This is a genomic window from Dactylosporangium sp. NPDC051087 (assembly GCF_055586325.1).
The window spans coordinates 266,905-278,534 of the sequence record NZ_JBVJIJ010000010.1; the positions used below are offsets into that span (position 1 = coordinate 266,905).

The window sequence follows — 11,630 nt, forward strand, 5'->3', positions numbered from 1 at the left end:
GCACCCCGCCCTCAGGAAGGGACAGATGAACAGAGCCGTTCTGGTCGCCGCCACCGCCATGGCGACGGCCCTCGTCACCGTGCCCGCAACCGCCGGGCACGCCGCGCCCGCCGCCGTCAGCCTCGTGCCGTACGGCATCGACAGCTCCAACCAGGCGGCCTGGTGGTCGCCGCTGGACACGTACACCCCCGGCAACGACTACGCGTATCTCGCCTTCAACGAGCCCGGCTCGACCGCCGGCACGCACCGGGTCGCGATCGCCCGGCGCGACACCGCCGGCGGCTGGACGAAGCTGCCCGTCATGAACGGCGCCGCGCAGGCCGAGTACACCGACGACGTCGGGCACAACCAGCCGTCGATCGCGCGGGACGGCAGCGGCCGCTTCCACGTGTTCGCCAGCATGCACAACAACGCCTGGCGCTACTTCCGCTCCGACACCGTCGGCGGCAACCCCACCAACCACGCCGCCGACCTGCCGGACCAGGGGATCGGCGTCACCTACCCGGTGCTGACCACCGCGCCCAACGGCGACCTCTACCTCATCGCCCGGCTCGACGGCGCATCCGCCCGCTCCGGCCGGCTGTACCGCTGGAACAACGCCGCCTCCACCTGGACCAGGGTCGCGGTGTTCGCCGAGTCGGCCAACCGCGCCGTCTACCCCGACGACCTGCAGTTCGACAGCGCCGGCAACCTGCACATCCTGTGGGAGTGGGGGCTGTACCCGGCGACCGCGTTCCGCCACCAGCTCAGCTACCTGCTCTACAAGCCGGCGGGCAACACCTTCGCCGACCGCACCGGCGCCGCGGTCACCGTGCCCGTCAGCACCGCCACCGCCGACGTCGTCCAGCCGCTCGAGACCGGCGAGGTGTACCAGGGCAACGACGGCACCGGGCCGGCGGTGCAGAGCGCCAAGCTCACCGTCGACGGCACCAGCCCGAAGGTCGCCTACCGCTACCGCAGCGGCACGAACTTCATGGTCCGCTACGCCTACGTCTCGGGCACGACGTGGGTCCGCGACACGGTCTACTCCGCCGCGCAGACCAGCGCCGCCATCGACATCACCTGGCACCCGACCGAACAGAAGCGCGTCTACTACACCACCGCCGCCGGGGTGATGTACGTGGCGACCAAGCCCGGCACGACCTGGACCGCCGCCGCGGTCGCGCCCGGCATCCCCGTGCAGCGCTTCGCCGTCGAGCGCACCAGCGCCGGCGTCGACGTGCTGTACCTCGTCGACCTCACCAACCTTCGCCTGTACTACGGGAGGAACTGATGCGCCGCCTGCTCGCAATCGTGTTGCTCGCCCCCGCAGCCGCCCTCATCCCAGCGGTGGAGGCGCACGCCGACCCCGCCGGCACCGGTTACACGCTCGTGTTCGAGGACCAGTTCAACGGCTCCGCGGTCGACACCGCGAAGTGGAACTACCGCACCGACTCCAAGGCGTACAGCACCCAGCGCCCGCAGAACGTCTCCGTCAGCGGCGGCAACCTGAACATCGCCCTGAAGAAGGAGACCTACGGCGGCAAGGACTACACCGGCGGCGGCGTCGTCAGCAAGCAGACGCTGCGGTACGGCTACTACGAGACCCGGGCCAAGCTCAACGACGGCGCCGGCTGGCACAGCTCGTTCTGGCTAATGGCCGGCGACGGCTCGACCACCTACCCGGCCTCCCAGCGCACCGAGATCGACGGCTTCGAGATCGACTCGATCAGCCCGACCCGCATCCACCACGGCGTACTGACCTGGAAGGGCAACGGCGTCTCGGCCGGGAAGTCCTACGGCACCACGTACACCAGCAGCACCATCGACTCGAGGGACTGGCACGTCTACGGCATCGACTGGTCCGAGACGAGCACGAAGTTCTACATCGACGGCGTGCTCAAGTACACCGCGCCCTACCTGCCCAGCGACTGGACGCACGACTACACCAGCATCTGGCTCACCAGCATCGCCTACGGCAGCGTCCCCGACGCGACGAAGCTGCCGTCGGCCGTGCAGTTCGACTACGTGAAGTACTGGCAGAAGGACTACTACGTCGACGACGACGGTCCCGCGGCGTACGGCTACAGCGAGACCGGCACCTGGGCCACCTCCACGCTGACCGGCTGGACCACCGGCTCGCCGACCCGCTACGCCGCCTGCAACTCCGGTGGGAACACCGCGACCTGGCGCCCCAACCTCCGTGCGGCCGGCACCTACAAGGTCTCCTACTACAAGGTGGCGGCGGCCAACAGCGACCCGGCGGCCAAGCTCACCGTCGCCGGCACCCAGACCACGGTCAACGGCACCACCGGCGCGTCCGGCTGGGTCGACCTCGGCACCTTCGCTCTGCCGGCCGGCACCGGCACGGCGGTCACCCTGACCGGCTCCGGCAGCGGCTGCGCGAGGGCGGACGCGGTGAAGTTCACCCGCGTCTGAGACGCGGACCAGGGCTGAGCGATGATTGTTGACTTGCGGAATACTTGCCTCGCAAGTATCGTTGCAGCAGGCGACAACCCGCTCAGCCCTGGAGGCACAAGATGCCCGCGATCACCGCAGACAACGTCCTCGCGCTGCCCCGCGTGTCCACCCCGGACCCGGTCTCGGCGCGCCCCCGCCCCGTGGTGTCCGTGACCACGGCGCCGAAGGGCTTCGAGGGGGAGGGCTTCCCCGTCCGCCGCGCGTTCGCGGGCGTCGACCTGCGCACCCTCGACCCGTTCATCCACATGGACCAGATGGGCGAGGTGGAATACGCCCCGGGCGAGCCCAAGGGCACCCCGTGGCACCCGCACCGCGGCTTCGAGACCGTCACGTACATCATCGACGGCGAGTTCGTGCACAGCGACTCCAACGGTGGCGGCGGCGTCATCCGCGACGGCGACACCCAGTGGATGACGGCGGGCTCCGGCCTGTTGCACATCGAGACCCCGCCCGAGCACCTCGTCGTCAGCGGCGGGCTCTTCCACGGCTTCCAGCTGTGGGTCAACCTGCCGCGGGCCGACAAGTTCGCCGCCCCGCGCTACCAGGACATCCGCGGCGGGCAGGTCGCGCTGCTCAGCTCGCCCGACGGCGGCTCGCTGCTGCGGGTCATCGCCGGTGAGCTCGACGGCCACGCCGGCCCGGGCAACACCTACACGCCGATCACCATGATCCACGCGACGATCTCGCCCGGGGCGTCGCTCACCCTGCCGTGGCGCAAGGACTTCAACGCCCTCGCGTACACGCTCGCCGGGAAGGGCACCGTGGGCACCAAGGGCCGGCCGGTCGAGCTCGGCCAGCTCGCGGTCTTCGGCGAGGGCGACAGCATCACCGTCACCGCCGACGCCCGGCAGGACCCGCGGCACCCCACGATGGACGTGCTGTTCCTCGGCGGAAAGCCGATCCGGGAGCCCGTCGTGGCGTATGGTCCGTTCGTCATGAACACCAAGGCCGAGGTCGTGCAGGCGTTCGAGGACTACCAGGCCGGCCGGCTCGGCAGCATCCCCGCGGCGCACGCCGACGTTCGGGGAGAGGCGTCCTGAGTGGACATCGAGGTCGTCGACGACCCGTCGCAGCACCGCTTCGAGCTGCGGGTCGACGGTGCGCACGCGGGCGCGGCCCACTACCGGCTGCAGCCGGGTGAGATCGTCTTCACCCACACCGAGGTCGACAAGGCCTTCGAGGGGCAGGGCCTGGGCAGCAAGCTCGCCGCCGGGGCCCTGACCGCCGCGAAGGAGAAGGACCTGAAGATCGTGCCCCAGTGCCCCTTCATCGCCGCCTATCTCAAGCGGCACCCGGAGCTCGGCTGATCGGCTGCAGCCCGATCGGGTTCGGATGGCGCAGCGTCCGCGACGCCTGGACCGCGATCGGGTGCAGCAGCTCCGCACAGCGCGCCGTGGCGGTGGTCCCGAGGACCCGCCACGGCGTCGCGGCGAGTGCGTCGGTCGTCCGTTCGATGGCGGCGTAGGCCTCCCGCGCCCGGCCGGTCGCGCGGCCCTCCGCGTCCAGCCAGCCCCGGCCGCGGAGCCGGTCGACCGCCGCGGCCCACTCCTCGTCGGTCCAGCCCCTGGCCGGCTGGTAGAACTCCCGGCCGGCGCCGTCGAGCAGCGCCACCCGCCACACGTTGCTCTCCACGCCGTCGAGACCCTCGACGAGCAGCGCCGCCACGTGGCCGTCGCCACGGTGCTCGCGCAGCGTGGTCGCCGCCTGCCACAGCACCGCCGCCGGGTCCTCCGCCGTGTCCTGCGGCATGGGCAGCGTCGCGTTCGCCGCGCCCAGCACCCGGCCGTGCAGGTCCACCGCCTCCGCCGCGGCCCGCAACAGGCGTGCGGCCTCGGTCAGGTCGCCGTCCACCTTGAGCAGGACCCGCCGGGCGCCGTCCAGCCGCGCGTCGAGCGCCGCCGCAGGGGTGATCCGGGTCCACACGTCCGGCAGCGCCCGGGTCACCATCCGCGGCGCGAAGCCGTAGAACGCCGCGAGCACCGGCCCCGCCGGCACCGCGCCGAGCGGGGCGCAGCGGCCGGCGAAGTACCCGCGCCAGAACCCGCGCAGGCCCGCCTCCTCGAACGCGCCGAGGGCGTCGCCGGCGAAGTAGGTGATCGCGTGGACCGGCTCGAACAGGCTCCACATGCGACGTTCGGTCGACAACTCTGTCATGGACCTGACGATATACGCGAGGGGTGTGCCGGACCATTCCCGAACGGCCTGTGACGTCGTTCACGAGGGTGAGGTGTACGGAACCGTTTCGTACACTCGCCGGCCGGGAGTAGGGTTCCGATACGAAACGGTTCCGTACACCTGCGATCCAGGACTTGCGGAATCCGGCCTTCACGATCTAGGAAGTGGTCATGTCTCCCACGCCGAAGCCCGGCCGCCGCGAAGCGATCTGCGAAGCGGTCTTCGAGCTGCTCGGCGAGGTCGGCTACGACCGCATGTCGATGGACGCCGTGGCGGCGCGGGCCCGCGCCAGCAAGGCCACCATCTACCGGGGCTGGCCCAACAAGCCCGACCTGGTGATGGACGCCTTCGAGCACCGGTTCGGCGGCCCGTTCGAGCCGCAGGACACCGGCACGCTGCGCGGCGACCTGATGGCGCTGCTCACCGCGGCCTGCGACGTGGCCAACAGTCCCGACGGCGACGTCATGACCGGTCTGCTGACCGCGGCCACCCGCAACCCGGAGCTGGCCGAGACGTTCCGCCGGTGTGTGTACGAGGCGAAGCGCTCCGCGTACGACACCATCGTGCGCCGCGCGGTCGACCGCGGCGAACTGCCCGCCGGCACCACCGCCGAGCTGCTGCAGGAGATCCTGCACGCCATGGTGCTCAACCGGACCATGTGGCACGAGGGGCCGCTCGACACCGCGTTCGCGACGCGGGTCGTCGACCGCGTGCTGCTGCCCGTCCTGCGCCAGCCTGCCTGACTTTCACGTTCTCCGTTCTTTGTTGAAGGCCCACCTCCGGTGCGGCCGCGATCAACCATGCCTTGGAGGCATCCGCACATGGCAGTCCAATCGGGGGAAACGACGACCGTCGACCCCAAACGCTGGCTCGCGCTCTCGGTCATCGCCGTCGCGCAGCTCATGGTGGTGCTCGACGCCACCGTCGTGAACATCGCCCTGCCCTCGGCGCAGGAGGCCCTGCACATCTCCACCGCCGACCGGCAGTGGATCGTCACCGCGTACACCCTGGCCTTCGGCGGCCTGCTGCTGCTCGGCGGCCGGATCGCCGACTTCTTCGGGCGCCGCCGCACGTTCCTCGTCGGCCTCCTCGGCTTCGCCGGTGCGTCCGCCCTCGGCGGTGCCGCGGTCAACGCCGAGACGCTCTACGCCGCCCGCGGCCTGCAGGGTGCCTTCGGCGCGCTCCTCGCGCCCGCCGCCCTGTCCCTGATCACGGTCACCTTCACCGAGGCGAAGGAGCGCGCCAAGGCGTTCGGCGTCTTCGGCGCGATCTCCGGCGGTGGCGCGGCGATCGGGCTCATCTCGGGCGGCCTGCTCACCCAGTACGCCAACTGGCGCTGGACCCTCCTGGTCAACATCCCCATCGCGATCATCGCCTTCGTCGCCGCGCTGCCCGTCGTGCGGGAGAGCAAGGCCAGCGACGACACCCGCTACGACGTCCCCGGTGCCGTCCTGGCCACCGTCGGTCAGGTCGCGCTGGTGTACGGCTTCACGAAGGCCGCGACCGACGGCTGGAGCAGCGGCGTCACCATCGGCTGGCTCGCCGCCGCCGGCATCCTCCTCGCGGCGTTCGTCGTCTGGGAGTCCCGTGCGAAGCACCCGCTGCTGCCGCTGCGCGTGCTGTGGGACCGCAACCGCGGCACCTCGTTCATCGTCTCGATCCTGGTCGGCGCGGGCATGCTCGGCATGTTCCTGTTCATGACCTTCTACCTGCAGCAGACGATGGGCTACTCGGCGCTCAAGAGCGGCGTCGCCTACCTGCCGTTCTCCGCGGGCATCATCGTCGCGGCCACCCTCGCGGCCCGGTTCCTGCCCCGCGTCGGACCCCGGGTCATCATGTCCGTCGGCGGCGTCCTCGCCACCGCGGCGATGATCTGGCTGACCCGCCTCGACCTGCACTCCGACTACGTGGTGGACATCCTGCCCGCGTTCATCGCGATGAGCGTCGGCATGGGCCTCGTCTTCGTGCCGCTGAGCAGCGTCGCCCTCACCGGCGTCGCCAACCACGACGCGGGCGTGGCGAGCGCGCTGGTCAACACCACCCAGCAGGTCGGCGGCTCGCTCGGCACGGCCCTGCTCAACACCATCTTCACCACGGCCGTGACCGGCTACCTCACCACGCACGCGGCGTCGCCGCTCGGCCAGGCGGAGGCGGCGATCCACGGGTACAACGTCGCCTTCACCGCCAGCGCCGTCCTGCTGGGCGTCGCGGCGCTCCTGGTGATCCTCTTCATCCGCCGCACGCCGGCCGATGTCGCCAGCACCTCCGACCAGTCCCAGGTGCCTGTCCTCGTGCACTGAGGCATCCGTCCGGTCCCGGGTCCCCGCACCGCTCGCCGGTGGCGGGGACCCTTCGGCCGGTGCGGTGCCGCTCCTGCCCTCCGGTCGGCGGGTGATCCGTCGACGCGGGCGGCCGTCCGTGGGCGCCGGACGGTGGCTGATGCGCTGCCGGCCGGGCTCCGGGCGGCGGGTGCCGCGCGGGCTCCGGTCCGTGGCGGTCGCGACGGTGGGTGGTGCGCCCGCCGACCGGCATCCGGTCGGCGGGTGCCGCGCGGGCTCCGGTCCGTGGCGGTCGCGACGGTGGGTGGTGCGCTGCCGACCGGCATCCGGTCGGCGGGTCAGGACGGCGGGGCGGTGCTCTCGCGGACGATGAGGTCGACGGGGACGAGGATCTGCTCGGCGGTGGGGACGCTGCCTGCGCGGGTCTCGGCGATAGCCCTGGTCAGCGCCGCGGCGGCGGCCCGGCCCTTCGCGAGGACGTCCTGGCGGACGGTGGTCAGCGCCGGGCGCATCCGCGCGGCGAGCGGGCTGTCGTCGAAACCGACCACCGACAGGTCCTCGGGCACCCGCAGTCCCAGGTCGTGCGCCGCCTGGACGACCCCCTGGGCGATCGCGTCGGAGAAGCAGAGGATCGCGGTGGGGCGGGGGTCCTGCGTGAGGAGGAGCTTGGCGCCGTCGTATCCGTCCTCGGGCTGACCGTGCGCGAGCCGGACGACCGGCGGGGTGATGCCGGCCGGGGTCAGGGCGTCGAGCCAGCCGAGGATGCGCTGCTGCGCCACGTATCCGTCGACGACCTTCTCGCCCGCGCCACCCGCCGCGCCGGGGTCGTCAGCGGTGCCTGCCGTCTCTTCGGTGCGCGCTGGCTCCGTGGTGCCTGCCGTCTCCGCGGTGCCTGGGATGACGGCGCCGGTGGGCAGCAGGCCGTGGGCGCCGCGCACGCCGCTGGTGATGACGGCGACGCGGCGGTGCCCGAGGTCGACGACGTGCTGGGCCGCGGCGCGGGCGCCGGGGCGGTCGGCGACGTTGACGCTCGGGATGCCGTCCGCGGGGACCTGGTCGATGAACACCAGGGGGATCCTGCGGCGGATCAGCCAGTCGACCGCGGTGGACGACGGGTCGCACGAGTAGACCATCGCCCCGTCCATGGCGACGTCCCTGGCGGGCACGACGTCCTCGCGGGCGGCGGCCGTCAGCAGCGTCAGCGCCAGGCCCGTCGGGGTCAGCTCCTCCGCGATCGCGCCGAGGAACGTGGTGGCGACCTCATCGTTGAACGCATACCGCAACGACTCGGTGAGCAGCACCCCGACCGCGCCGGTCGTGCCGCGCGCCAGCGCCCGGGCGGCGGGATCGGGCCCGACGTATCCGAGCTCCGACGCGACGCCGAGAATCTTGTCCCGCAGCGTGGGGGAGAGCTGATCCGGCCGGGAGAACGCATTGGAGACCGTCATCCGGCTCACGCCGACCTGGTCGGCGATCGTCTGCAAGGTGACCCTCGCCATGCGCGCCTCCCGGCTGCCGTCACGCGGACCCCTCCACGGGGATTCGCCGACGATATCCTTCAGTTCGCCGGGCTGCACGCAGCGGCGGGGGCGACCGCGTCGCCGGCCGCGTGGAGCTTCGCCGCGAGCGCCGCGCGGAACTGCCGCGTCCTGGCCGGGCGGCCGCGGCCGCCGATGAGCGGCGCGGCGGGCGCGACCACCGGTGCGTGCGGCATCGCGCTGCGGACCTCGTGCGCCATCGCGTTCTGGGAGACGATCATCGCGAACGGGAACATGGCCGGACCTCCTCGAACCTGGCCTGCCGTTGCAGTGCCTGTACCGGTACAGTAGCGAGCGCTCCTGTACCGGTCAAGTCCGTTTCTCTGGGCAGCGACGCACGTCACTTGCGGCGTGGTGTCGTCCTTCGGGAGGACGGCCGCCCCTTGGTCCCGCGGCCGGTCCGGTTCGCCGCCGCCGACCTGCGGTAGAACAGCCAGGCCGCGCCGGAGCCGAGGAGGGCGACCCCCAGCACGTACCAGACCCAGGTGTAGGAGGCCTGCGGTGCCGCGGGCTCAGGCGGCGCCGCGGCGGCGGGCGAGGGCGGCGCGCAGACGATGTCCTGCGGCGCGGCGTCGGGACCCACGTGCAGCACGCCCTGGCAGCGGCCGATCGCCGGTGTGCCCATCTCCGCCACGACCGTCCAGTCACCCGCGCCGAGCGTGCCGGCGAAGGTCAGCGCCTGGCCGTTGCGGCGCAGGCCCGCCGGGCCCTCCCGGCGCCCGTCGGCGGTCGTCGCCAGCAGCGTGATCCCGACGGCCTCGGTGACCGGGTGGCCGTCCTGCCAGTCGGCGGTCACCCACACCGAGCCGCGGCCGTCGCCGTGCAGGGTGAGGATGACGCCGTCGTGCGCGGCGGCGGGCGTCGCGGTCCCGAGCACCAGCCCGGCGCTCAGCCCGACGGCGAGTCCCGTGCGGAGGGACAGACCGCGGATCTGTCCCAGGACCACCGAGACACAGGCCGCGGCCCGGTGCCACAAGGACACCGGGCCGCGGTCGGACGAGGACTGGTTCACGCGCGCTGCGGAATCCAGCTCTGGTACTTGGCACCGCTCGGCTTCTGCAGGACGAGCAGCCGGCTGCCGAAGTACTGGTTGTTGCTCACTCCGACGACCAGCCCGCTCGCGGACTGCACCGAAACACCGAACTCCGTCTTGGTCAGCGACCACTGCAAGGCCTTTGCACAATCACCTTGTACCAGAGTCGCACCCGCCACGTCCTTGTCGCCGGCGGTGGTGATGCAGGCATCCGTCGCCTTCGACTTGACCACGTACTTGCCGCCGGCGGCCGGCTCCAGCTTCCACTGCTGGTTGGCGCCGTTGTGCCGCTGGTAGATGATGATCGGCGTGCCGGCCGCGCTACGGGCACCGAACACGTCGGCCACCCCGCCGGTCAGGCTGTTGCCGAACACCATCCACGTGCCGGCCGTCGGCGCCGGGGCCGCCGCGGTGTGGACCTTCACGGTCGTCGTCCACGGGGTCAGGGTGCCGTTCTGCGCGAGCGAAATCCCGATCTGATAGTCGGTGTCGGGGCGCATGCCGACGATCCGGACGTTGACCGAGCCGACCTGGCCGATGGACCGTCCATTGAGGACGACCGCGTAGCGGCTGCCGGCCGCGGCCGCGTCCCAGGACAGCCGCACCGAGTTGGCGGTGGTGTCACTGACTCGCAGCTCCTTCAAGCCGGTCGGCGGCTTGGTCGGGGTCGGCGAAGCGGTCTTCGTCGGCGTCGGGGAGACCGTGGGCGACTTGGTCGGCGTCGGCGACGCGGTCTTCGTGGGCGTCGGCGAGGCGGTCTTCGTCGGCGTGGGGGACGCCGTCGGCGACGGCGGCGGAGGCGTGCTGCCACCCGGGCCCGCGATCAGGAACTGGTTGTTGGCCACGTTCCAGTTGTTCGCGAGGTAGCTGCCGGGGCTCGGGTTGGTGTTGTAGTAGTCGTCGTGGTTGCAGTCCATGCGGTTCTCGCCCGCACGGTCCGTGCAACCGGTCCTGACCGAGGTCTTGAGACCGCCCGAGTCGTTGTAGCACATGATGTCGTACTCATCGAGGCAGTGCCCGGCCTTGCTGGAGTTCGGCGCGTTGTTGTTCACGGCACCGAGGTTGTGCCCCAGTTCGTGCGCGGCGACGCTCGCCGTCCAGCAGCCGGAGTCGCTGCGGCCGTAGCCGGGACCGCCGTTGCTGCGGTTGTTCACACCCGGCTGGGTGTCACCGGCGAAGGTGCCGATACCGCAGTACACCTTGGACTCACCGAAGATCATGTACTTGCGGTCGGTCCGGTTGTACCCGAGCTTCTTCAGCCCGTTGATGGTGGCGTCGAACGTGGCCAGCCCACCGGCCGGCAGCTCGATCTCGCGCACGTCGACCTTGCAGTCCGCGGTGGTCACGAAGCGCACGTGCCGCTCGCCGCCGGTCTCCTTGGCGCTGGAGTTGTAGATCGCGTCGACGCCGGCGCTCCAGGTGCGGAAGCTCTCCAGGTACTGGTTGAAGCGGCTCGCCGTGCTCGCGTCACGCACGTAGAGGACCTGGACGCGCTTGCCGGAGACGCCGTCGCCGTCGCAGGCCACGCCGGCCGCGCCGATCGTGTAACCCACGGCGGAGTCGCCGGCCGCCTCCGGTACCAGAGCGAAACCACTCTCGGAGGACACCGAGCCGTTGTCGGCGGTGACAGTCTGTTCCTGCGGCGCGGCCGCCGTGTCCGTCTCGGGGATGACCTGCGTGGGCCCGGCCGCGGTCACCGGGTCGATGGTGCCGCGCACGGTCAGGCCCGCGGGCGGGACGTCAGGCCCGTGGCTGCACTGGTCGCGCTCGGTGAGCTGGTACCCGCCGACGCACGGCTGGCCCTTCTTCGCCGGCGTCAGACCCTGGTACACCAGGCCGAGCTCGGGATTGTCGGCCGGCACTCGGCTGATCGCCGCCGGCCCCTTCTCGTTGAACAGGTCGTCGATCGCGCCGGGTCCGGCGATCGCCGCCCCCGCTCCGACGACCACGACCGCAACGGTCACGGCGACGCGGTGCATTACTCGAGACACGCTCGGTTCCTCCGGAGGGGAAGGGGGCGGGGGGGGGGGGGGGGGGAGGGGGAGAGGGGGGGGGGGGGGAGGGAGGGGAGGGGAGGGGGGGTGTAGGGGGGGAAAAAGGGGGGGGGGAAGCTCCTTGTCCGCGGGAAAAGGAGGAAAAAACATA

Annotated in this window: 11 protein-coding genes; 6 read left to right on the forward strand and 5 right to left on the reverse strand. The window is 71.7% G+C overall.

Features of this window, described 5'->3' with window-relative positions; translation table 11 throughout:
- Positions 1-25: 25 nt before the first annotated feature.
- From ACZ6TV_RS21085 to ACZ6TV_RS21100, 4 genes are all read left to right on the forward strand, one after another.
- Positions 26-1,273 carry a BNR-4 repeat-containing protein gene (locus ACZ6TV_RS21085; protein ID WP_465298893.1) on the forward strand — a complete coding sequence of 416 codons (1,248 nt, stop codon included), beginning with the start codon at positions 26-28 and terminating at the stop codon, positions 1,271-1,273.
- On the forward strand, positions 1,273-2,418 hold the full coding sequence (locus ACZ6TV_RS21090) for a golvesin C-terminal-like domain-containing protein (protein ID WP_465298894.1): 1,146 nt from the start codon (positions 1,273-1,275) through the stop codon (positions 2,416-2,418). Before ACZ6TV_RS21085 ends, ACZ6TV_RS21090 begins: the two co-directional genes overlap by 1 nt.
- A gap of 101 nt (positions 2,419-2,519) precedes the next feature.
- A complete protein-coding gene (locus tag ACZ6TV_RS21095) occupies positions 2,520-3,500 on the forward strand; it encodes a pirin family protein (RefSeq protein WP_465298895.1) in 981 nt (326 codons plus the stop codon).
- Positions 3,501-3,767, forward strand: coding sequence for a GNAT family N-acetyltransferase (locus ACZ6TV_RS21100; RefSeq protein WP_465298896.1), 267 nt, complete (start codon positions 3,501-3,503; stop codon positions 3,765-3,767). It abuts the gene before it with no gap.
- Here the strand turns inward: ACZ6TV_RS21100 and ACZ6TV_RS21105 are convergent.
- A complete protein-coding gene (locus ACZ6TV_RS21105; protein WP_465298897.1) occupies positions 3,742-4,614 on the reverse strand; it encodes an SCO6745 family protein in 873 nt (290 codons plus the stop codon). The two genes, ACZ6TV_RS21100 and ACZ6TV_RS21105, sit on opposite strands and share 26 nt — an antisense overlap.
- A gap of 191 nt (positions 4,615-4,805) precedes the next feature.
- Here ACZ6TV_RS21105 and ACZ6TV_RS21110 point away from each other — a divergent pair, with 191 nt between their 5' ends.
- Positions 4,806-5,378 carry a TetR/AcrR family transcriptional regulator gene (locus ACZ6TV_RS21110; RefSeq protein WP_465298898.1) on the forward strand — a complete coding sequence of 191 codons (573 nt, stop codon included), beginning with the start codon at positions 4,806-4,808 and terminating at the stop codon, positions 5,376-5,378.
- A 78-nt stretch (positions 5,379-5,456) separates the two neighbouring features.
- Positions 5,457-6,935: an MFS transporter gene (locus tag ACZ6TV_RS21115; protein ID WP_465298899.1), complete on the forward strand. Its 1,479-nt coding sequence runs from the start codon at positions 5,457-5,459 to the stop codon at positions 6,933-6,935.
- 317 nt (positions 6,936-7,252) lie between these two features.
- Here ACZ6TV_RS21115 and ACZ6TV_RS21120 read toward each other — a convergent pair whose 3' ends face one another.
- The 4 genes from ACZ6TV_RS21120 to ACZ6TV_RS21135 form a co-directional block, all read right to left on the reverse strand.
- Positions 7,253-8,413, reverse strand: a complete 1,161-nt coding sequence (locus tag ACZ6TV_RS21120; protein WP_465298900.1) for a LacI family DNA-binding transcriptional regulator — start codon at positions 8,411-8,413, stop codon at positions 7,253-7,255.
- 59 nt (positions 8,414-8,472) lie between these two features.
- Entirely contained in the window at positions 8,473-8,688 is a 216-nt protein-coding gene (locus tag ACZ6TV_RS21125) for a hypothetical protein (RefSeq protein WP_465298901.1), read from the reverse strand.
- 104 nt (positions 8,689-8,792) lie between these two features.
- Positions 8,793-9,434 (reverse strand): hypothetical protein, encoded by a 642-nt coding sequence (locus tag ACZ6TV_RS21130; RefSeq protein WP_465298902.1) that lies wholly within the window; start codon positions 9,432-9,434, stop codon positions 8,793-8,795.
- Positions 9,435-9,460: 26 nt separating this feature from the next.
- Positions 9,461-11,434 carry an RICIN domain-containing protein gene (locus ACZ6TV_RS21135; protein WP_465298903.1) on the reverse strand — a complete coding sequence of 658 codons (1,974 nt, stop codon included), beginning with the start codon at positions 11,432-11,434 and terminating at the stop codon, positions 9,461-9,463.
- Between the last annotated feature and the right edge of the window lie 196 nt (positions 11,435-11,630).

Coding starts and splice junctions, on each gene's coding strand:
- ACZ6TV_RS21115 (WP_465298899.1), top strand. CDS start 5,457: ATGGCAGTCCAATCGGGGGAAACGACGACCGTCGACCCCAAACGCTGG.
- ACZ6TV_RS21105 (WP_465298897.1), bottom strand. CDS start 4,614: ATGACAGAGTTGTCGACCGAACGTCGCATGTGGAGCCTGTTCGAGCCG.
- ACZ6TV_RS21125 (WP_465298901.1), bottom strand. CDS start 8,688: ATGTTCCCGTTCGCGATGATCGTCTCCCAGAACGCGATGGCGCACGAG.
- ACZ6TV_RS21120 (WP_465298900.1), bottom strand. CDS start 8,413: ATGGCGAGGGTCACCTTGCAGACGATCGCCGACCAGGTCGGCGTGAGC.
- ACZ6TV_RS21085 (WP_465298893.1), top strand. CDS start 26: ATGAACAGAGCCGTTCTGGTCGCCGCCACCGCCATGGCGACGGCCCTC.
- ACZ6TV_RS21110 (WP_465298898.1), top strand. CDS start 4,806: ATGTCTCCCACGCCGAAGCCCGGCCGCCGCGAAGCGATCTGCGAAGCG.
- ACZ6TV_RS21090 (WP_465298894.1), top strand. CDS start 1,273: ATGCGCCGCCTGCTCGCAATCGTGTTGCTCGCCCCCGCAGCCGCCCTC.
- ACZ6TV_RS21095 (WP_465298895.1), top strand. CDS start 2,520: ATGCCCGCGATCACCGCAGACAACGTCCTCGCGCTGCCCCGCGTGTCC.